The 21095-nt window shown below is 37.7% G+C and carries 19 protein-coding genes; 7 read left to right on the top strand and 12 right to left on the bottom strand.

Annotation, left to right across the window (positions count from 1 at the left end):
* Positions 1-6: 6 nt before the first annotated feature.
* From HDE70_RS04280 to HDE70_RS04270, 3 genes are read left to right on the top strand one after another with little or no spacing between them, the layout of a single operon-like run.
* Positions 7-2733 carry an outer membrane beta-barrel family protein gene (locus HDE70_RS04280; RefSeq protein WP_183888202.1) on the top strand — a complete coding sequence of 909 codons (2727 nt, stop codon included), beginning with the start codon at positions 7-9 and terminating at the stop codon, positions 2731-2733.
* Between the two features lie 59 nt (positions 2734-2792).
* Entirely contained in the window at positions 2793-3245 is a 453-nt protein-coding gene (locus HDE70_RS04275) for a GNAT family N-acetyltransferase (protein WP_183888200.1), read from the top strand.
* A 52-nt stretch (positions 3246-3297) separates the two neighbouring features.
* On the top strand, positions 3298-4125 hold the full coding sequence (locus tag HDE70_RS04270) for an ion transporter (protein ID WP_183888198.1): 828 nt from the start codon (positions 3298-3300) through the stop codon (positions 4123-4125).
* 358 nt (positions 4126-4483) lie between these two features.
* On the opposite strand, the gene HDE70_RS04265 is transcribed toward HDE70_RS04270, so the two are convergent.
* The 6 genes from HDE70_RS04265 to HDE70_RS04240 form a co-directional block, all read right to left on the bottom strand.
* Positions 4484-5557: a type I restriction endonuclease gene (locus HDE70_RS04265; RefSeq protein ID WP_183888196.1), complete on the bottom strand. Its 1074-nt coding sequence runs from the start codon at positions 5555-5557 to the stop codon at positions 4484-4486.
* A 317-nt stretch (positions 5558-5874) separates the two neighbouring features.
* Entirely contained in the window at positions 5875-6162 is a 288-nt protein-coding gene (gene yidD, locus HDE70_RS04260; RefSeq protein WP_183865448.1) for a membrane protein insertion efficiency factor YidD, read from the bottom strand.
* A gap of 2 nt (positions 6163-6164) precedes the next feature.
* Positions 6165-6395, bottom strand: a complete 231-nt coding sequence (locus HDE70_RS04255) for a hypothetical protein (protein WP_183865447.1) — start codon at positions 6393-6395, stop codon at positions 6165-6167.
* Positions 6396-6664: 269 nt separating this feature from the next.
* The gene (locus HDE70_RS04250) at positions 6665-7330 is read right to left on the bottom strand and encodes a response regulator (RefSeq protein WP_183888194.1); all 666 of its coding nucleotides are present in this window, start codon (positions 7328-7330) and stop codon (positions 6665-6667) included.
* A gap of 11 nt (positions 7331-7341) precedes the next feature.
* Entirely contained in the window at positions 7342-9036 is a 1695-nt protein-coding gene (locus HDE70_RS04245) for an ATP-binding protein (protein ID WP_183888192.1), read from the bottom strand.
* Positions 9037-9100: 64 nt separating this feature from the next.
* Positions 9101-9259 (bottom strand): hypothetical protein, encoded by a 159-nt coding sequence (locus HDE70_RS04240; protein ID WP_183865444.1) that lies wholly within the window; start codon positions 9257-9259, stop codon positions 9101-9103.
* Between the two features lie 406 nt (positions 9260-9665).
* On the opposite strand from HDE70_RS04240, the gene HDE70_RS04235 reads away from it, so the two are divergent.
* Positions 9666-10670, top strand: coding sequence for a hypothetical protein (locus HDE70_RS04235; RefSeq protein WP_183865443.1), 1005 nt, complete (start codon positions 9666-9668; stop codon positions 10668-10670).
* 135 nt (positions 10671-10805) lie between these two features.
* Here HDE70_RS04235 and HDE70_RS04230 read toward each other — a convergent pair whose 3' ends face one another.
* The 4 genes from HDE70_RS04230 to HDE70_RS04215 form a co-directional block, all read right to left on the bottom strand.
* Positions 10806-11141, bottom strand: a complete 336-nt coding sequence (locus HDE70_RS04230) for an NTF2 fold immunity protein (protein ID WP_183865442.1) — start codon at positions 11139-11141, stop codon at positions 10806-10808.
* Between the two features lie 147 nt (positions 11142-11288).
* A complete protein-coding gene (locus tag HDE70_RS04225; protein WP_183865441.1) occupies positions 11289-12194 on the bottom strand; it encodes a TolB family protein in 906 nt (301 codons plus the stop codon).
* 652 nt (positions 12195-12846) lie between these two features.
* The gene (lysA, locus tag HDE70_RS04220; protein WP_183865440.1) at positions 12847-13998 is read right to left on the bottom strand and encodes a diaminopimelate decarboxylase; all 1152 of its coding nucleotides are present in this window, start codon (positions 13996-13998) and stop codon (positions 12847-12849) included.
* Positions 13999-14184: 186 nt separating this feature from the next.
* Entirely contained in the window at positions 14185-15498 is a 1314-nt protein-coding gene (locus HDE70_RS04215; RefSeq protein WP_183888190.1) for an aspartate kinase, read from the bottom strand.
* 248 nt (positions 15499-15746) lie between these two features.
* On the opposite strand from HDE70_RS04215, the gene HDE70_RS04210 reads away from it, so the two are divergent.
* Positions 15747-17480, top strand: a complete 1734-nt coding sequence (locus HDE70_RS04210) for a phospho-sugar mutase (protein ID WP_183865438.1) — start codon at positions 15747-15749, stop codon at positions 17478-17480.
* A gap of 67 nt (positions 17481-17547) precedes the next feature.
* Here the strand turns inward: HDE70_RS04210 and HDE70_RS04205 are convergent, their stop codons facing one another.
* On the bottom strand, positions 17548-18561 hold the full coding sequence (locus HDE70_RS04205; RefSeq protein WP_183865436.1) for a LacI family DNA-binding transcriptional regulator: 1014 nt from the start codon (positions 18559-18561) through the stop codon (positions 17548-17550).
* A gap of 330 nt (positions 18562-18891) precedes the next feature.
* Here HDE70_RS04205 and HDE70_RS04200 point away from each other — a divergent pair, with 330 nt between their 5' ends.
* Positions 18892-19803, top strand: a complete 912-nt coding sequence (locus tag HDE70_RS04200; RefSeq protein ID WP_183865435.1) for a DnaJ C-terminal domain-containing protein — start codon at positions 18892-18894, stop codon at positions 19801-19803.
* 19 nt (positions 19804-19822) lie between these two features.
* Positions 19823-20116: a chaperone modulator CbpM gene (locus HDE70_RS04195; protein WP_183865434.1), complete on the top strand. Its 294-nt coding sequence runs from the start codon at positions 19823-19825 to the stop codon at positions 20114-20116.
* On the opposite strand, the gene HDE70_RS04190 is transcribed toward HDE70_RS04195, so the two are convergent.
* The gene (locus tag HDE70_RS04190; RefSeq protein ID WP_183888188.1) at positions 20113-21090 is read right to left on the bottom strand and encodes a 2-hydroxyacid dehydrogenase; all 978 of its coding nucleotides are present in this window, start codon (positions 21088-21090) and stop codon (positions 20113-20115) included. The genes HDE70_RS04195 and HDE70_RS04190 overlap by 4 nt on opposite strands.
* Between the last annotated feature and the right edge of the window lie 5 nt (positions 21091-21095).

The following is a 21095-nucleotide window of genomic DNA, read 5'->3' as shown; positions in this document are numbered from 1 at the left end:
AACATTATGAAAAGAATTTACTTTTGCCTGAGCCTGTTATTATTTTGCCACTGCTCTTTGAGTTATGGTTTTAGAAAAGAATCATTAACGCAGTCCCCTCCTGTCCGGAATACAATACTTTTAACGGAGGCATTGAAGAATTTAAGTGTTTTATATAAGGTGAATTTCTTATATGAGCAGGAAACCATTAGCCAGAAGAAAGTGGCTTTTAATACTGCCGAATTTAAAGGGAAGAAAATCGGTGAGGTTTTAAGCGGGTTATTAACGCCTTTGAATTTAGGCTGGTATAAGATTGATGATAAAAATTATTCTGTTTATCCGCTGGACAAACCCCAAAAATCTTCTGGTTTAAAGAACAGTAATCACACTACGGTTTCAAATCAATCATTAACAGATAGCCTGGTTACCAGTCAGATAACTGGCCGGGTAATAGACGAGCTACAAAAGCCGCTGGAATATGTAACCCTGACTTTGAGAAGGGCAGCTGATTCGTCATTTGTGCTCAATGCACTAAGTGATTCCACAGGGAGGTTTGTATTCCCAGGGATTAAACCGGGGGATTACAAGATTAAAGTAATTGCTATTGGTTATGCGTATTTTACAACATCTTTATTGAGTTTGAATACTCAGGAAGGGCTTATTGTGGAGCCAATTAAGTTAAAGGCTTTATCTGAGACTTTACATGAAGTGAAGATCATGGCCAGCCGCCCTTCTGTAGAAACCAGGAGCGATCGTTTTATCCTGAATGTAGAGAACAGTCCAATGGCAATCGGGAATTCATTGCAGCTATTAAAATCTGCTCCTTTCGTTAAGGTTTCTGCTGATAATAGTGTAACGCTTCAGGGAAAGAAGACAATGATATTAATTGATAACAAGCCGGTACCGGATGCTATTTTGCAAAATATTCTGGAGACGTTGCCTTCGGGGAATATTTCAAAAGTGGAATTGATCACTCAGCCATCCTCAAAATATGATGCTAGTTATGGTGCTGTAATTAATATTACCACGAAAAAGAGTACGACTGATGGAATAACGGCCAGCGTGAGAGCTGATGGTTCTATGGGTAGTTATGGCAGATCTGAACTGAATGGTACAATAAGCTACAAACACAAAGCGCTGACACTTTATGGAACTGCCGGGATAAACAGAAGTGATTATCTATTTTCAGTTAATTCGAACCGGGTTCTGGGCGATCCGAAAGATCCTGATTTACTGACGGATAACTGGAGAAGGCTTTCGAACAATAAAGTTTTTAATTTCCAGCTAGGGGCTGACCTGGAGTTAACTAAGGATCAGACAATCGGAGTACTGATCAATGGTAACCCAATGAAGTTCGGTGGCCCATGGGGAACGGTTAATCAATTCGGAAAACAGGGTGCAGCAATCGATTCTACATTATATACTAATGCTACTTTTGATCAGAAAGCATCATTTTATACTTATAACCTGAATTACCATTTACTGGCTGATTCAGGAAAAAATGAATTGACTGTACTGGCTACACTGACTCCTTTCAGGCGCAACATGTTTCAATCTTTTCCTTCGGTATTGTTAAATGCCCTGGGTGAGACTATCAAAAACCCTCCTGTTTATCAAACAGTTAACATTTCTGAGATTAATATTTATAATGCACAACTTGATTACAGACATACGCTTAAACAACAGTGGACATTGGAGACTGGTATCAAGTATCAAAGGACAGATTCAAAAAGTAGTGTTGCTTATGAAATCGAGAAGGATAATCAGTTTGTATCTGATCCGGCTTATTCCAATCAGAGTAAATTAACTGAGGCTATAGCCGGAGCTTATCTTATTCTGAGCAAGGATTGGAAAAATGATAAATTACAAATGGGTGTCCGGACTGAAAATACCAAAGTCGCATTTAAAGGGGTTTTCGATCAAAATTATTTCAACGCTTTTCCTTCCTTTTTATATCAGCATAATTTCAACGAACACAATAATCTTGCTTTCTCTTTTAAAAGAACTATTTCCAGAGCAGCTTATTATGATCTTGTTCCTTACACAGTCTTCATCAATAAATATACTGTTGAGCATGGTAATTCTACGCTTAAACCTGAATATGATAACATCTATACCATAACCAGTAATATTCATAAACTAAATTTATCATTAAGTTATACTGCTGCAAGTGGTTTGATTGTATTGCTTCCTTCTAGTCAGGATTATACCACAAAAGTCACCTTTTTCTCCCGCCAGAACCTGAACAACTCTTCAGACTTATCATTTTTTCTTTTATACCCGCTGCGCTTTAACAGCTGGTGGGAAACTCAAAATAGCGGGACACCTATAGGCTATACCAAAGCCCGCGGCCAGGTATTAGGTAATCCTTATGAACTTAGTGCCTTCCATTCAGATTTTAAATCTTCTCATATATTCCAGTTATCAAAAACCCTTAAATTACAAGTAGATGCCTATTACTGGACGCGTTATAGCCAGGGATTAACTAAATACAGCGGTTATAAAAACATAGATGCTTCTTTCTTGTTAGATATCTTTTCTGGGAAAGGCCAGGTCAGACTGAGCGGAAATGAGATTATTTTCAAAAGAAATGACTTCCATCAGGATACCGACTTTGGTCAATATCGTGCTCAGCAGATTGTCAATAATGATAGCCGGAGGATCAGCGTAGGTTTCACCTATAAATTCGGTAAAAACAAGATGAATTCACCAGAGAAAAAAGCGGGTAACGAAGAGGCGCTTAAAAGACTTTAGAAATACGTAATTTAAAGGATTCTTATTTAAAAATATACGAGACCGAAAACTGTCTGATTATGAAACTTATATCCGTAAGAGAACACCCTGAATATCTAAAGCAAGCAATTCAATACCTTCAAACCTGCTGGTCTGAAGTAGAGCCAATTATTTATGAAGATTGTTTAACAAATTGCATAAATGCAAAAGGGTCATTCCCTCAATGGTATCTGCTGGAAAAAGACAATCAAATAATTGGCTGTGCAGGATTGGTACCCAATGACTTTATCAGCAGAATGGATTTATACCCCTGGATATGTGCTTTATACGTTGACGAAAAACACAGAGGAAAAGCCTATAGCAAATTGTTGCTAGACAAAGCAAAACAGGATACTATTGAGGCAGGATTTGATAATTTATACTTATGTACTGATCATATCGGATTATATGAAAAATACGGTTATCAATACATAGGAATGGGGTATCATCCCTGGGAGGAAGAGTCCAGGATTTACGAACTGAAACTCAAATAGCACAAAATTAATTTCTGTAAAGCGCAGAATTAGATTAACCTTGCAGACAGATATGGCTACCAGAAATAACGACATACTCAGAAAGAAGCTTCATACCATAATTTTCGAATCAGACACCAAAGCAGGTAAATTATTTGATTTGATTTTACTATGGGTAATTCTGTTAAGCATTCTGTCTGTTTTTCTGGAAAGCGTAGCTAGTTTCAGAGCACATTATCTGCTTTATATCCGCATTGTAGAGTGGATTTTCACGATATTTTTTACACTGGAATATGCGCTCCGGATTTATAGCAGTGATAAGCCATCCAGGTATATCTTCAGCTTTTATGGACTCATAGACATTATCGCTTTTCTGCCGACTTATCTGAGCTTGTTTCTGGCAGGAGCACATTATCTTGTTGTTATTCGTGCGTTCAGATTACTTAGAGTTTTTCGGATTTTAAAGCTGAGCCGTTTCACCAGTGAAGGAAATATATTGAGAAACGCGCTTAAAAATAGTTTATATAAAATCACCGTATTCCTGGCAAGCGTCGTTACACTGGTAACCATTATTGGTACACTTATGTATATTATTGAAGGGGACGCAAGTGGTTTCACCAGCATCCCCGTTTCTATTTACTGGGCAATAGTTACGATTACCACCGTTGGCTATGGAGACATCTCACCGCAAAGCCCTTTAGGCCAGCTTCTGGCAAGTATCCTGATGATTATCGGTTATGGCATTATTGCAGTACCTACCGGTATCGTATCTGTAGAAATGGCAAGGGCTACAGATGAAGCCAAGGAAAAATGCCCGGTATGTTATGCGCCGGTTTATCCGGCAAATGCAAGATTTTGCTCCAGATGCGGGAAAGAATTAAAAGAACCAGAGAAGCCTTAATTATTTTAGTGGCCGCGCTATTTTAATTCTCTATCTTAAATTTCAGGGTTAAAGCACCAGATTTAGCCTTGGTGCAAAGGGGAAAAAATGTTAATAGCAAATCTTACAAGGTTTATACCCTCTTTTAATAGCTTCGCTTAGCGTCACCTGTTTTCTTTCATGTGTACAACGATTAAATCCGTGACAGATATGACTGTGATACTTTGCAGCGCCCGAACTAATACAGATGTATACCAGTTTGGGCGCTTCTTTGCTCCGTGCATTAAAAGCAGTTGTACCAGCAATAAAAACAAAAATTAATAGCAGAGTTCTTTTCATGATAAAATCCAAAGCATATTAACTTTCATATTCATTAACACTATTTTTTCGGTAATTCCAATTTCACGATCACCTCTTTTAATATATCGGCAAAGCCATATAAGTCATCAATTGACTGAATTTCATGCTTAATTTCTTTTTTGTTGTCGTCAAGTATGACCAGGTATTTTTTTGTGTTGAGGTAAAGCCTGCAAATAGTCTTCCTGTTATTATCATCCAAAAGGATAGCAAAGTAGGAAAGAGCGTCTCTATAGATTATTCTTTTAGGCTCTAATACTTCTCTTAGTATAGACTTTACGATAAAAAACGCCTCTATCTCTTCTTCAGTAGTTACTATTCCTGAAGCTGTCTCTGTCCCCCCCCCTTCTTCTATTTTGATAGATTCAGCAACATCAATCTGTTTTTCCTGATTAAGTGCAGATTTAAGACGCTCATTAATTGCATCACTTATCAATTGATTAAATGACCGTTTGATAATTGGTGCAAATTGTTCTTTCACTTTTGCGGTGATCATATTCGGATAGACCTGCTTCGTAAAAAATGTAACGAAGCTTTCTGACGGATCAGCAATTTCTTTATGAAGCAAAGTCTTAAGTTCATTTAAATACTTAAGTTCACTTGCCGTATTTGTGATATTATCTACATCAAAATAAGATTTATGGAATTTTTTAAGTTCAGCTAACTCAGCCTCCTTAATTTCAGTTATTCTGAATTCAAAAAACGGAGTACTATCCATCTTGTTCTTCTCTACCAGATCGGTATAAAAACGATATACAATACCATTGGTCAGCAATCCAAACTTAGCTTTCGTAGTATGAAAGTATCTGAATAATTGTGAATTATGCGGATCCAGATTCTCCAGGTGGTGCTTACATTCAATTAAAATTGCAGGATCGCCATCTTTTATAATTGCATAATCGACCTTTTCCCCTTTTTTAATGCCCAAATCAGCAATAAACTCAGGGTTTACCTCAAAAGGATTAAATACATCATAGCCCATGATTTGAATAAACGGCATAACCAAAGCATTTTTTGTAGCTTCTTCTGTTTGTATTTGAGGCAGCATCTTTTCTACGCGAGATGCTAATTGTGCAATCTGATCTTTAAAGTCCATTGAGCATTTTATTTTATAATTAGTGAGTTTTACAGAGAATAATCCGGGATTTCATGGTACTACTGCTTTTCCCATTTACATAGCGTTTTTCCTTTACTTTTCATTTTTGCCAGCGTTGTTTTTATAATTCTGTAATTGCAATTACCAAGACCCCGGCAATTTGGTTTGTAGTGATACTTTTTGGTTTGACTGCCACCACAGATATAAACCGTCGTCGGCTTTTTAGGGACAGCCGTGTTAAAGAAAAGAAATCCTAATAGTAAAAGTATTTTCATATTCAGATGATTATTTATTTTTTGCCGCCGTCAATTTGTTTTCTAACTCCTTTTGATAAACCTTTCTGAGATTTCATCTTCTGTAAGTACCTGGCCGTTTTGCAGGATCATAGATTTGCGGCCATCCACAGGATTTTCAAAAATATGAAAGCCATTTCTACAGTTTAGAAATCTAAACCTGAGCGCCTTTAATCCTTCATGAAAACCCTCCTTTTTTGCTGTTTGATAAACGTGCTGAGAGCAGCTTGTTCTGAATATACATCTGCGTCTTTTGCTTTCAGGAAAGATATACCAGTAAAATCTAATGACCAGAATGAGTAGAATTTCCATGATTAATGACGGCTGAAAACAATCATTTGATATGCTGCCAAATGTCCGGGAGTCCCGCTTCCAAAACATCCTGAAACCGGCTGGACATAAGTGGATACACTTTCTAATCTGACATATTCCCATCCCTGATGATTAAACTGTCCGATTAAGCTTTCCAATTGTTCAGCAACGGCACTTGTCGTTTCTTTCTGTTGGTTAAGCGTCGCTGTGAATGGCACTACTTTATATTCCATGATAAGCTTATTTAGGTGATTATCTTTTAATTATTCAACACATCAAAAGTATAGAGGTATGAGGTGCTTTCCTTACGGGAACCCGTAAGCCAATAAATTATTTGAGAAAGTTTTGATATGCTGAATTTAGATTCAATAGCAGGAACCGGCCGTGGATTTTAAAGACCAGAAATATTAAAAGGAAATATTTCAGAAAAAAGCATAGCTGGCCAGACTGCCATCAGCTAGCTATTTGATATAAAAAAACTTGTAATTGTTTAAACAGTAGTTTAAATGATGCCCATATCTTTACAATAAGCAATCAACTGTTCATTATTGGAGAATTCCAACACTTCTCTCATGAGGTTAAAACGTTTTTCAACACTGCTCAAACCAGAAGGTTTGATATTATGTTCCTGCAAATAAATTGGAATATCTTTTTGAATCACCCCTTTAGAAAGCAGGGAGATAATTGTGATATCATATTCTGTTAATTCATAAGAATTCTTCTCTTTGATAGCCTGCCTTAAATCTACAGAAGTATAAGGCTTATTTTTATAGACACTATCTATAGCCATTTTAAGCTCTTTGGAATCATTACGAGCTTTACGTACATATCCATTGATATTCAAATCTTTAAAAAGGCCAGCTATAACTGCCTGCTTATTCTCTGCTGAGAAAACAATAACCCTCAGTCCAGGCTGCTCATTTCTGGCCGCCTTTATAAGCGCAGTGCCCTCAGATATTTTTTGGTGCTGATCATCTTCTTCAAATGAAAGATCAGTAATAAGCAGATCATAAGGATCATCTGTTTTAACCGCTTTTTGTATGCGGGTTAATGCATGGTCGCAATAAAATACATAATCAGCAGGTGGTATTCCCAAGTCTATTAGTGTTTTTCTTAGAGAAATATTGGCGCTTTCGTGGTCTTCGGCTATTAATACTTTTTTAAACATCGTTTATCAATTTAAGAAACAGGAAAAGAAATTTTTATTTTCAATCCTTTTTCGGCTTTTGTGTCAAAGATAATTTCCCCATTGATATTATTCATACGGTTTCCCGTATTCGTCAGGCCATTATTAAATTGTGTCTTTTCCGAAATCCCAATTCCGTTATCGGCATAATAAACGTTTAGATAATTATCCTTATGCTCAAACCTAACAGCAACATTATTCGCCTTGCTATGTTTACTCATATTTACCATAAGCTCCTGGAGAACATGTTCAAGCTCATACTTTGCTTCTGTGCTCACTTTTTTCCACAACTCTTTGGTATTTCCCATATACACCACCACCTTGGTAGTTTCAGTAGCAAAGGATTTCAATAGCTCAGATATTTTCTCCTGAAAATTCTGATCCGAAAGTTGTGGTTCTTCATAAGATATGTCACGGGATTTTTCGTACATAACTTCTAATTTATCCAATATATGCTCCCTTTCTAAACTATCCTGATTTTCGATCTCCGCCATTACCCGGTACAATCCATTCGCGACCACATCATGTACTTTTTTTGATGTTTTCAATTGATTTTCACGAATTGTATTTTTTGCTTCCAGTTCCAGCCTTTGTTTTCTTTTTTTATACCAAATGGAACTGATCACAGATCCGGCGAGAATTAATAAAACCGTAAAGGCCAGTAATATCCTTTGTTTAATAATCTGGTAATTTTTCTCCGTATTATCTTTTTGAAGGATTAAATTATCCGCTTTAGTTTTTTCAGCTTCATATCGGATAAGTGCAAATTGATTCTTGGCAGCATTACGGGCAGTTTGTAAACTATCATCCAGTTTCCGATAGGTTTCAAAATATTGTTTTGTTTGTTCGGGTGGCCCAAGTTCTATGAGTTTTTGCAAAGCTTCGATTTTATCATCAGGGCTATTTATTTTCTTTGCCACCTCGTACATCTTACCCGCATAGACCAGCGCGGAATCTGGTCGTGTTTGCTTATAGTATTCCGTAAGATGAGCATAACTGGCATTTAGTCCCCATAAATCATTCTCCTTTTCGCGGATACCCAGTGCCTTAAAAAAATCAGGAGCCGCATTATACGCTGGATTCTGAAGCCACTTTGTTTTCGCAATATTTGATAAAATTCTTGCATACTCCTTTTGATTCTTACTCTTTTTGGGGATAATCTCATTATAGATCTTAAGGGCCTGCGCATATTTCCTTACTTTTTGATAAGCCAGCGCCTTATTATTCAGAATAATCAGATTAAACCCTGTACCCTTTGAGTATTTTATGGCTTTATTATAATAAAATAATGCTTTATCACAATAAGCTATTGTAAGCTCATACCTTTTTAAATTGATGCTGTTCAGTCCTAATTCGTTATAATTTGAAGATAAACAGCCAATGTCTTTTTCCTTTTCCCCGTCTAAAAATTTCAGGGATAGCATTAAACTCTCTTGAGCACCAAAATAGTCACCCGCATTAGATTGTATGACCGACATGTAGTTATAGGACGTAGCTACGGTTAAGCTATCCTTAGAATTTGCGACAACCTTATTAAAGTAATAAAAGGCTGAATCTTTGTTATTTTTATTAAACAATGATTCAGCCTTATCATAATTGATATCCTTAATAGGAATGATAGTATTTTCCTTTTTATTACAGGCAAAAATGCCGAGAATAAAAACTGAGAGGAGGAGCGTTTTTTTCAAGAATAATAGTATTTGCTCAAATATAAAGAAAGTAAGGCAGTAAAAACTGCCTTACTTTTATCGGCTATGGATATTTAGGTGGAATGTGTCCACCTTCTCCGCCTGTATCGTCCTGATCATTGCCCATTGTTGTACTCGTATGAGTAGGGTCCTGAGTACTATGTGTAGTGTTATATCCTGGGCATGCCAATCCCAATAAAAAGGCAATCATTAATTCAAACATCTTTCAAAAATTTAAAGGTTAAATACTCTGTAGTTCCCCGGGAAACTGATCACAGGGAGAGCTACACTCGAAATAAGAAGCGCTTCTTAAATTTTTGGGAAGTGTGTGAGAATCAATTGCGGGAGCTAATAACTGCTTCCCAAACCGGCTACTAATCCCCGCTCTTTCATCTCATTTAGCAATCAATCTTTTGCACTAACTCCGGTAGCTAACCGACGTTTCGATTAATTGCTGAGACAAATGTATAGGGATGTAATCAGCTAACTATCAAACAATTCCGGCATTTCCGATCATTCCGCTTAATTCCGGAAAATGGCTATTTGAATTCCGGAAATGCGATTTGGATTTCAGAAATGATTATGGGATTCCGTAAATTCCGGTTGATTTTATTTAACATTTTTGGAGAATGTTTGACGACTACAAAGAAAAAGTAATCCTTACCTATGAGGAGAAGAAAAAAGCGAATGCTATTTCTTTTAATTTGATACATCCAGCTCCAGCGAAACTGAAAGAGGAATGTCTTAGAGTCTATGAGGAAAGACCTTTGAAAAAGGACGAAAATTTATTCAGATCATTTTTTGAGTCAAAAGGAGATGCAATTAATTATAGCGGTAACATCAAAGCGATTGATATTGATAAATTCAGACCTTTAATAAATTTTGTAAAAAGAAAAACGAACTTTACTGAGACAAAAAATGTTGAACTTCTGGCTTGGCTGATAGATTTTGAACCACGGCCTTATAAAGATGATTTTGATTATATTAATATGCCTGTATCTGGAGGAGGAAATAGTCTGGTTCCAGTTCCAACACCAGACCCGATCGCAGTTCCGGTTCCAGTACCAGTTCCACCAAAAGATCCAGAATCACCGGTTCCACCTCCAATAGACGAGCCAATTGATCCAATTCCACCAACCAAAAAGGATCCACCAATTCCTCCGGAGATTAAAGGTATTAAGAGGATTAAACAGATTATAATCCAGAAAATCCTGGCTTTTATAGAAAGATATAAGTGGCTAAAGCATGCAGTACCTAAATCAAGAAATGAAAAAGCTGCGATTTCATTGATAATCATATTTACTATAGCCAGTATTACCTATATATTAATAAGAGATAATAAGAACTGTATGTACTGGACGGGTGAACATTACGAAGCAATTTCTTGTGAACAAACGGTCGATGACGTAGCAATAATTGCTAAGGATACCGTAAAACTAAATCATTTAAAAAAAATCATGCATCCAGATACGCTTACATTGAACTCTTTAGGTAAAGTGTGGTATGTAAGAACCTATGAAGGATTAGAATTTTATACCTCAGATGGTTTTCATCCAATCTATAGTGAGAGAAGGCTGAAACCGATTACAACACATATAATAGATAAGTACATCTTAAAAAACAAATCTTATTAACTAACGTATTAAAACCATCCAGAAAACCCCATAAACAAAAAAAGCAACAGGCGATATTTCTGATCTTGTTCCTGATTCTGGAACGTCGGCAGAAATATCGCCTGTTGCTTTTTTTATTATAAATGAAGAAATTATCTAAAGTATATCAAACTCCCATACCCTATTCCCACTTAAACTCTCCACCCTATCTATCTTCCAAACCTGTCCCTGCTTCACCACTAAATACCTTTTAACAGGTGAAAAGAATTTAATCTTTTCCGTCTGAATCATCACTTCATTTTTAGACAACTCCGTACAACTTCCAATTGCCGTCTCCGCCTTATAGGTACCACCATAAAAAAAGTATCCTGTACCAGTCCGATGATACTGTCTATTCTTTGAAGTACAATACTTTTTATAAATTTCCTGTAAAGTTTGTCTTGCAATACTATTCTTTTGAGTTAGCTCATTCAGCTTCTCCCGATCAGCCACGACCAGATTATGACATTCCTTAGCCCATCAATTGTAAACAATTACAAATTCAGTTACCGTTTCCTCTGCCGTTCGTTCAGCATCAGGAATGCTATCAAAAGTATACTTCTCTAAATCCATAAAATCAGGTCAAATAATAACTAAGCTCTAATTAGCAGTTGGATTATTCCCCTTATCTACTACAACTTTGATATCACTTCCTGATAAATCAGTAGCATATATTTTAGAAACTTTAAACGGCTTCTCCATACCACTATAAATAACCTTATCATTTCCCGTGACAAAAAGAGAAGGCACACTCACCCCTTCCGGAGAAATTCGTTTCACCTGTTTTGAAGCAAGATCCAGTACATAAACAGCTTCCCCCGGCCCGGTTAAACCCGGTAAAATATCCTTATTACCCGCATTAAAAACCAGTTTCTTTCCATCCTTACTATAAAAGAAACTATTATTGCTGGCAATAGAAAGATCCTTTCCAATCAGGTCAGAAATGTTTACAGCTTCTACGACTTTTCCAGTCAAATCAAACGTATAAAGCTTTTGAAGATCCTGAGCTATAAGCTGATTCTCATTCTTCCACGTTGGCGCATAAACATTAAGCTTAGACACACTATCTAACATCACATAGCCAGAATTATCCGTCTTAATAACACCTACCTTCCAAAGTGATTTTTTATTAAAAATGCTAAAAGCGACCATATCTCCCGAAGGAGACCACACAGCCCGATAATAATTTTTACTCCTCACATTTAACTGAGCCTGGCTTTTGCTGACCATATCTGCAACCCAGACAGACCTGTTACCCAAACTATCACTCACCGTATAAGCTAACTTATTTCCGTCCGGGGAGATTGCCGGATCAGTAGCCCCACCAAAAGAAATCTGTTTTGAAGTATCCGCATTCGCCGCCACAATTTTCCCTTCCAGCTGATAAGCCAGCGAATATTTATTATCGACAACCTTAGGCGTTTCAACCTTATTGGAATTACTGTTAGAATTACAAGCCACTACTAAAAACGATAGCGCTGGAATTAAAAATTTAAACGATCTCATATATTGTATCTAATATTATTTATAGTGCTAAACTTAATTTAACAAATACTCAAGTATTTATTGGACTCAACCAATCAGAAAACCAACCAACTTTATATTGACGCTCAGCTATTGAGATCCCCGCTCCAAGATTACTGAATAATCCAATTATAGATGTAATAGAAAAGCATTTTTATCCGGCACAAACTAAAACCTGCCTCCTGAATATAGAGATAAGTCCATCATCCTATTGTGGTCTAGGTTGAGAAGGGGTTGGTAAGGCCAATAGCCTTACCAACCCCTTCTCAACCTAGACCACTTATAGACCCAGAACAGTTCACGACATCAAACGTTTCATTTCAAAGCAAATCAAAACCTTTATGCTCAATGCTAACAAAAATCTTTCTTCTCAAAGCCAACCAAACCTTTTCTCCTCAGCGCTAACAAAAACCTTTCCAAGCCAGCCAAACTTTTTCCCCTCCTAACCAACAAATCCCTCCTTCACAATTATTATACTGACTTAAATGAAAGGGTGTCTCTTTAGTTATGTAAAGGGTAATCCTGAAAACTTAACGAATAAAAAAAACAACAAGCCATATTTCTGACCTTGTTCCTACTTCAGGAACGCCGGCAGAAATATGGCTTGTTGCTTTTTTTATACTATATGGAAAACCTACTCACTAAAAGCCACCCTTACATTTTCCCTCAGATTATAATGTGAACTCATCACTTCACCATAAGCCCCCGTACTCCTGATCGCCACTAAATCGCCTCTTTCCGTCTCCTGTAACAAAACCTCTTTCCCAAAGCAATCCGTACTTTCACAAATCGGGCCTACTACATCATACTTCACACTCGCTTCCCCATCCTGTTTGCTCAAATTCTCGATCTGGTGATAAGCCTGGTAAAGTGCCGGCCTCATTAACTCCGTCATTCCCGCATCCAGAATGATAAAATTCTTGCTCTTACCATTCTTCACATAAAGCACTCTGCTAACCAGCGAAGAACACTGACCAACAATCGCTCTGCCCAATTCAAAATGAACTTCCTGATTTGGTCTCTTCTCTAAAAAGTCATTAAAAATCTTAAAATAAGCCACAAAATCAGGAATCTGCTGCTCAGGATTCTGATAATCAATACCCAATCCACCACCAACATTCAACACCTTGACCAGGAACCCACGCTCCTCAAACCATTTCGCAAATTCGTTGATCCTTACACAAAGATTCTTAAAAACATCTAAATTCGTGATCTGTGAACCAATATGGAAATGTATACCTATGAACTCTAAATTTGCAGAAGCCTTTAAAACCTCCGCACAAGCAGGAAGATCCCATGAATTTACCCCGAACTTGTTCTCATCCAGTCCGGTTGTAATATTATGGTGCGTATGCGCGTCCACATTAGGATTGATACGAATCGCAACCTTGGCCACCTTGCCTCTTTTTCCAGCAAGCGCATTGATCACCTCTAACTCCTGAACAGACTCTACATTAAAGCAGAAAATATCCAGATCCAGTGCCTCATTGATCTCTCTGTCCGATTTACCGACACCAGCAAATACGACCTGCTTCTTGTCAAAACCGATTTCAACGGCCTTCTTCACCTCATTGCCACTTACACAATCAGCGCCCAAACCAGCCTCTTTAATTTTTTTCAGCAGCGTATCATTAAAATTCGCCTTCATCGCATAATGCACATGAAAATCATAAACCTTAGCAGCTTCAACACAAGCACTTAAGCTGCGCTGTAATAAACTCAGGTCATAATAATAAAAAGGCGTTTCTAAATCTGCAAATTGTGCTATATCTTTGTTAGAAAACATAATGTTTAAATATCTTATTGTATTTTGTCTAATTGGAATGCTGTTGATTTACCTCGGCAACTATTTCGATCTTCAACGTCAGAAAATCAACAAAAAAGAATACGACAGAAGAGTCAGGCTCTTTATCGTACTCATTTTTATTATTATAGCCGTCCTTACTTACCTCAAAAAGAGATAATCCGGTTTTTATTCAAAAATCCGGTTATGTAAACTTCTCAGTACCTCTGTTTTATCTCCCGTATTCACTAATAAAGAGATATTATAATTACTTCCTCCATAAGAAATCATTCTGATAGGGATATGTTTGATAGAATCAAGCACTCTTGACGCAAAACCATGCTTGCTCGCACCAAAATCACCCACTACACAAACAATCGTTTGCTCCCTGTCTATATCTACAGAGCCAAAAGCATGCAGCTCCTCTACAATTTTATCCAGGTTATCCGTGAAATCTATTGTTAAAGAAACAGCAACCTCCGAAGTTGTAATCATATCAATCGGAGTCTTATAACGCTCAAAAATCTCGAATACCCTTCTTAAGAAACCATAGGCTAAAAGCATACGGCTCGACTGGACCCTGATAGCAATCAAACCATCCTTAGCAGCAATAGATTTGATTTTTCCCTTCTCACTCTCCGCAGAAATCAATGTTCCCGCAGCAGAAGGCTCCATTGTATTTAATAACCTTACCGGAATTTTATATTTCTGTGCCGGAAATACCGACTGAGGATGAAGGATTTTAGCCCCGAAATAAGCAAGCTCCGCAGCCTCATCAAAAGAAAGATGAGAAATTGGTTTCGTCCCCTTTACAATCCTTGGATCATTGTTATGCATTCCGTCGATATCCGTCCAGATCTGTACTTCCTCCGCTAAAATAGCAGCACCAATCAGAGAAGCCGTATAATCACTTCCACCACGGCGAAGATTATCTACCTCACCGAAGCTATTTCTGCAAATAAAACCCTGCGTAATAAATAATTTATTGCCCTTATGTTTCTCCAGTAAAGGTTTAAGGTTCGCCGTCGCAAAAGGAATATCAGGCTCATTATCTTCATCAATCTTCATGAAATCAAGCGCTGGTAATAATACCGAAGGCACGCCAATAGATTTCAAATAAATATGATAAAGTGTAGTGGATAATAATTCGCCCTGCGCTAAAACTACTTTCTCTTCTACAGGTGTGAAAATGTCGTTGACCAGGCCAGCTAAAAACTGAAAATGGTAATCCACCACTTCCTGTCCCTGTTCCCTGAAATCACCCTCAGGAAGAAGCTCAATGACAAATTCATTATATTTTTGATTTAGGGCGTTAATTAAAATTAACGCCCCCTGTTTATCTTCCTTTAAAAGTTTGCCTGAAATTTCTACTAAACCATTGGTTGTACCAGACACTGCTGATAAAACTACAATTTGCTCTTCAGCCGGATTGATAATATCCAGCAATTTCGTCATCCGCTCGGGGCTTCCGACAGAAGTTCCGCCAAACTTTAATATCTTCATGTTTCTAAATTGGGTTAATAATTAAACTAAAAACTCCATCTACAGTTAATTTATTTGTAGCAGATATTTTTAATTCAATTAATTTGGTATATAATTGCATTAGGGCGTGAAATTAATAAAACGCGCTTAATAATCATGCTATAAACAAAATTAAATTTGGAGGATCCGGAATTAAAAAACAGATCTTAAAAACATCCATACCCTTTCTTTTGTTTATAGACCAGAATAATCAAATATTAACGGAGAACATGCAATTAGAAGCAGCAATACAAAACACCATTAACGAGTGGCTTAATGGCAATTATGACCAACAAACAAAAGAAGAAATCCAGAAACTAATAGACAGTGAAGCGTCTACAGAATTAGTAGATGCCTTTTACAGAAGTCTGGAATTTGGTACAGGCGGACTCCGCGGTATAATGGGAGCTGGTTCTAACAGGATAAATAAATACACGATTGGTACAGCCACGCAAGGCCTGAGTAACTATCTGCTGAAAAAATATCCCGGAGAGCAAATTAAAGTAGCTATTGCCCATGACAGCAGAAATCAATCAGACTTTTTCGCTAAGATTACTGCTGATGTATTTTCCGCTAATGGAATCCATGTATACTTCTTCAAAGAATTACGCCCTACTCCTGAACTTTCATTCGCTATCAGACACTTAGGATGCCGCAGCGGTGTAATGCTTACTGCTTCACATAACCCTAAAGAATATAACGGATACAAAGCTTACGGTGCGGACGGAGGACAATTTACTTCTCCTGATGATAATATGGTGATGGACGAAGTTGCCAATATCAAAAGCATTGATGAGGTTAAATTTGAGCGTAATGAGAAACTTGTCGAACTGATCGGCGAGGAAATCGACACTTTATATCTTGATCAGATTACTGCACTTTCTGTTTCTCCGGAAGCAATCGCCAGACAAAAAGACCTTAAAATAGTTTACTCTCCGATTCACGGTACAGGAATCACTTTAGTTCCTAAAGCATTAGCTCAATTTGGCTTCACCAATTTGACTTTGGTTAAAGAACAAAGTACACCAGACGGAAACTTCCCTACAGTAGTTTATCCTAATCCGGAAGAAAAAGAAGCAATGACTTTAGCTTTAAACAAAGCGAAAGAAATTGATGCGGACCTGGTTCTGGCAACAGACCCTGATGCAGACCGTGTTGGTATCGCTGTTAAAAATAATGACGGAGAATTTGTATTGCTTAACGGAAATCAGACTGGTAGTTTATTAATCAACTATCTGCTTACTGCATGGCAGGAAAAAGGTAAATTAGATGGTAACCAGTATATTGTTAAAACTATCGTAACCACTAACCTTGTTGAAGAAATTGCCAAAGCTAAAAACGTTGAATATTTTAATACCCTGACCGGGTTCAAACATATCGGACATCTGATCACCAGCCTGCAAGGCAAGAAAACCTTTATTGGTGGTGGAGAAGAAAGTTACGGTTACCTGATCGGTGAGCTGGTAAGAGATAAAGACGCGATTATTTCCTGTGCTTTCATCGCTGAGATGACTGCTTTCTATAAAGATAAAGGCAGCAGTTTATATGATGCCATGCTGGATATGTATGTAGAATACGGCTTGTATAAAGAAGAATTGGTTTCTCTGACTAAAAAAGGGAAAAGCGGTGCTGAAGAGATTAAAGCCATGATGGAGAAATTCAGAAATAACCCGCCATTGGAACTTGGAGGCTCTAAAGTAAAAACTTTAAAAGATTACGAACTGGGTGTGGAAACTAATTTAGATACGAAAGAGAAAACGAAACTTGATTTCCCTGTCTCTGATGTACTGCAATTTATTACTGAAGACGGAAGCATTGTTTCTGCCCGTCCTTCAGGTACAGAGCCTAAAATCAAGTTCTATTGCAGTGTAAATGCTCCATTAGCAGATAAAGCACAGTTTAAAACAGTTGATGCAGCACTAGGTGTTAAAATAAAATCATTAATGGACGATTTACAAGCGTAAACCAAGCCAACTTTAAATAAAAAAGCGGAAGATATCTTCCGTTTTTTTATTTAGGTTTCATTTTTATTTATCTTTCAATCAGTCTGGACGATAACACCACGTTATTCAATTCCTTTTTCTCAAAAGAATCTACCGAAGCCAGCTCTTTTAAAACAAAGTTAATTACGTTCTCAGCAATTTCCTCTATCGGCTGATCGACTGCACTGATTGTCGGAGAATGCAGTTTAAAAATATCATGGTCATCATAAGCAATGACTTTAAATGAGCCATTCAACTTTTTATTCATTTCTCTGAAACTAAACAAGCCTCTTACAGCCAGATAATTTGTCGCAAAAAGTACGGCATCAATTTCCGGGTTATCCGTAAAAAACTGAGTCAGCTCAGCAGTGGTTTCATCCGCAGTATTGCTGAATGAAATCAGCTTGCAAAGTTTTGGATTGATTTTAATCTTATTTGCCTTCAGCGCCTGTTCATAACCTTTATAACGGTCTTTGATCTGCTCTACATCAACATCAACAGTCACGAAAGCGATGTTTTTCATTCCTTTAACAATTAAGGAATCAGTAGCCATATAAGTTCCTTTTATATTGTCTACCAAAACACTGCTCACTTCCAGTCCTGGTAAATGACGGTCAAATACCACTACCGGAGTACGGTCAGAAAGCAGTTCGCGAATATCTTCTTCCATACCCACCATCGGTGCGATGATATAACCATCTACCTGCCTGGACTTAAACATCCGGATCAGGCCTTTCGCCTTGTCCAGGTTATTTTCAGTACTCGAGTAGATAATCTTATAACCATGTTTGTAAGCTTTATCCTCAATCAACCTTGCGATGGCAGCGAAAAACGGATTAGAAATATCTTCTACAATTAATCCTATTGTATTGGTATTCCCTGTGCGCAGACTTCTCGCGACCTGGTTTGGCCGGAAGCCCACTTCCTTAATAATTGCCTCGACTTTTGTAATCATGTCCTGGCTAATACGCATTTTCTCTGCCTTACCATTCAATATGAAAGAGACAGTAGTAATAGATACATTAGCCTTCTTTGCGATATCCTTTATAGAGAGGGGTTTCATTTTGTTTTTTTGTTTAGATAGCCAAGCTAGAAAAATAAAAACTATTAATGAAACAGTCTCAACTGTCTCCCCGATATTTTATTTCATCACAGCTAATTGAAACCTGATGCTTATGCTGTATACACTGCTTTTATCGCGATTAAATATGCTAAAATGGCCTTTACTCACCTCAACTAGCCTGAATCGGTTCACTTTGTTCAATCCTTCAATTTCCCCTTCAATTGTAATAATAACGTTATCATTTTGTGCATCGGACTAAAATCTTATTCAAAATCAATTTAACGTTGTTATCTATATAAAGCGTAAATTTGCAATACTGATATTTTTACTATGGCATACATTGATTATTACAAAATCCTGGGCGTGGATAAAAAAGCAACGCAGGATGAGATAAAGAAAGCGTACAGGAAACTTGCACGTAAATATCATCCAGATTTAAATCCCGAAGACAAAGAAGCAAATAAGTTATTTCAGCAGATCAATGAAGCGAATGAAGCATTGAGTGATCCTGATAAGCGCAAGAAATATGATGAATACGGTGAAAACTGGAAACATGCAGATCAGGCCCAGCAGCAAGGTAACCCTTTTGGTGGCGGTGGCAGACGCGGTGGTTCAGGTGGTTTTGGCGGCGGATTTGGTGGCGGCTCAGACTTTGGCGGCGGCGATTTCTCAGATTTCTTTGAATCCATGTTTGGTGGCGGCGGCAGACAGCAAAGAAATGCGGCAAAATTCAGAGGACAGGATTTACAGGCTTCTCTGCAAATCTCTTTCAGAGAAGCGGCAGAAACACATAAACCTACCATTACGGTAAATGGCAAAAACTTAAGGATTTCTATTCCTGCCGGTATTGCCAATGGACAGGTCATTAAACTGAAAGGTCAGGGTGGCGCGGGCGCAAACAACGGGCCTGCCGGAGATCTTTTTATTACGATAACGATCACTGATGACCCTATTTTTAAGAGATTGGGCGACGATCTTTACTTAACGAAGGAAATAGACCTGTATACTGCTTTACTGGGGGGAGAAGCTACGATTGACACCTTAAGTGGAAAAGTAAAGCTAAAAGTACCAGAAGGTACTCAGAACGGAACAAAAATAAGACTGAAAGGCAAAGGATTTCCTGTTTACAAGAAAGAAGGAGAATTTGGAAACCTTTTTATAACTTATACAGTTAATATACCAACAAGCCTGACAGAAAAACAAAAAGAACTATTTAAAGAACTTCAGGAACTGTCGAAATAATGGAATAATTCAATATCCTATGGAAAACGAATTAATAACTATAAGAGATTACTGTGTTAATTATGCCATTGACCCTTCGTTTATTCAAAAACTGGAAGAGTCCGGATTAATCGTACTGACCATAATTGACGGAAATAAATTCTTACATTTTGAACAATTAATGGAAATGGACCGTTATGTCCATTTCCATTATGATTTAGAGATCAACATTGAAGGGATCGATGCGATCATGAACCTGTTACAAAAGGTGAAACACCTGCAACATGAGGTTGAGCATTTAAAAACTCATATCCATCTGCATGAAGGACATTAATTTTCCTTATAAACCTCAGGATTAACCAGAAAGGGAGGCTTCTCCCCTTTGGATACTGCAATAATATTCTCCGCAGCAAGCCTCGCCATCGCATTCCTTGTACCTTCTGTTGCTGAACCAATATGAGGCAATACAGCTACATTAGGCATAAACAGTAAACGGTTATCCGGATGCATCGGCTCAGGATTGGTTACATCCAAACCAGCTCCCCAAATCGTTTTACTTTCCAATGCCCCAATTAAATCTGCCTCGTTATGAATTGACCCTCTGGCAGTATTGATAAAAATTGAACCCGGTTTCATTTGTTTAAAGGCTGCAAGATCAAACTTACCCTCCGTTTCCGGAGTTAATGCGGTATGCACAGTCAGTACATCACTTTGCGCTAACAACTCTTCAAAAGAAACCAGTTCTGCATCCAGCAGATTTTCAGCCTCTTCATTTCTGCTCCGGTTATGGTAAATGATTTTCATGCCAAAAGCTCCTGCACAGCGTTTAGCCATTTCTGTTCCTATTTTCCCTAAGCCAAAAACGCCTAAAGTACAACCATTCAGTTCCTTCCCTAAATTAGCTGTCGGTTCAAAAAAGCCCCATTCCCCATTAGTAATCTTACGGTTCATATAAAAAGCATTCCTTGCCGCAGCCATCATAAGCAGAAAAGCAGTATCGGCAGTTGCCCCGCTTAAAACACCAGGGGTGTTACCTACTGGTATTTTAAGCCTTGTTGCTGTTTCAATGTCTACATTGTCATAGCCTACAGAATGTAATGCAATTACTTTCAGATGTGCACTTGCCTCCAGAAACTCCTGATCCAGCCGCTGTCCTGCACTTAGCAATGCATCTGCCCAGGAGCATTCTGCAATTAACTCATCACGGGTCATATTCCGCTGCTGTGTCCATTGTTTAATTTTCAACCCTGCCTCTTCCAGCAAGCGCAGACCTGATTCGGGAATTACTCTGGTTATAAATACATTCATGGGTG

This window comes from Pedobacter cryoconitis (assembly GCF_014200595.1).
GTDB lineage: Bacteria > Bacteroidota > Bacteroidia > Sphingobacteriales > Sphingobacteriaceae > Pedobacter > Pedobacter cryoconitis_C.
This window is presented reverse-complemented; position numbering and strand designations above follow the sequence as displayed.

Bases quoted from the DNA above. Each gene is read 5' to 3' on its own strand.
- HDE70_RS04270 (WP_183888198.1), top strand. From the start codon at position 3,298: ATGGCTACCAGAAATAACGACATACTCAGAAAGAAGCTTCATACCATA.
- HDE70_RS04235 (WP_183865443.1), top strand. From the start codon at position 9,666: ATGTTTGACGACTACAAAGAAAAAGTAATCCTTACCTATGAGGAGAAG.
- HDE70_RS04210 (WP_183865438.1), top strand. From the start codon at position 15,747: ATGCAATTAGAAGCAGCAATACAAAACACCATTAACGAGTGGCTTAAT.
- HDE70_RS04225 (WP_183865441.1), bottom strand. From the start codon at position 12,194: ATGAGATCGTTTAAATTTTTAATTCCAGCGCTATCGTTTTTAGTAGTG.
- HDE70_RS04190 (WP_183888188.1), bottom strand. From the start codon at position 21,090: ATGAATGTATTTATAACCAGAGTAATTCCCGAATCAGGTCTGCGCTTG.
- HDE70_RS04240 (WP_183865444.1), bottom strand. From the start codon at position 9,259: ATGTTTGAATTAATGATTGCCTTTTTATTGGGATTGGCATGCCCAGGA.
- HDE70_RS04275 (WP_183888200.1), top strand. From the start codon at position 2,793: ATGAAACTTATATCCGTAAGAGAACACCCTGAATATCTAAAGCAAGCA.
- HDE70_RS04195 (WP_183865434.1), top strand. From the start codon at position 19,823: ATGGAAAACGAATTAATAACTATAAGAGATTACTGTGTTAATTATGCC.
- HDE70_RS04265 (WP_183888196.1), bottom strand. From the start codon at position 5,557: ATGGACTTTAAAGATCAGATTGCACAATTAGCATCTCGCGTAGAAAAG.
- HDE70_RS04200 (WP_183865435.1), top strand. From the start codon at position 18,892: ATGGCATACATTGATTATTACAAAATCCTGGGCGTGGATAAAAAAGCA.
- HDE70_RS04280 (WP_183888202.1), top strand. From the start codon at position 7: ATGAAAAGAATTTACTTTTGCCTGAGCCTGTTATTATTTTGCCACTGC.
- HDE70_RS04250 (WP_183888194.1), bottom strand. From the start codon at position 7,330: ATGTTTAAAAAAGTATTAATAGCCGAAGACCACGAAAGCGCCAATATT.
- HDE70_RS04205 (WP_183865436.1), bottom strand. From the start codon at position 18,561: ATGAAACCCCTCTCTATAAAGGATATCGCAAAGAAGGCTAATGTATCT.
- lysA (WP_183865440.1), bottom strand. From the start codon at position 13,998: ATGTTTTCTAACAAAGATATAGCACAATTTGCAGATTTAGAAACGCCT.
- yidD (WP_183865448.1), bottom strand. From the start codon at position 6,162: ATGGAAATTCTACTCATTCTGGTCATTAGATTTTACTGGTATATCTTT.
- HDE70_RS04255 (WP_183865447.1), bottom strand. From the start codon at position 6,395: ATGGAATATAAAGTAGTGCCATTCACAGCGACGCTTAACCAACAGAAA.
- HDE70_RS04215 (WP_183888190.1), bottom strand. From the start codon at position 15,498: ATGAAGATATTAAAGTTTGGCGGAACTTCTGTCGGAAGCCCCGAGCGG.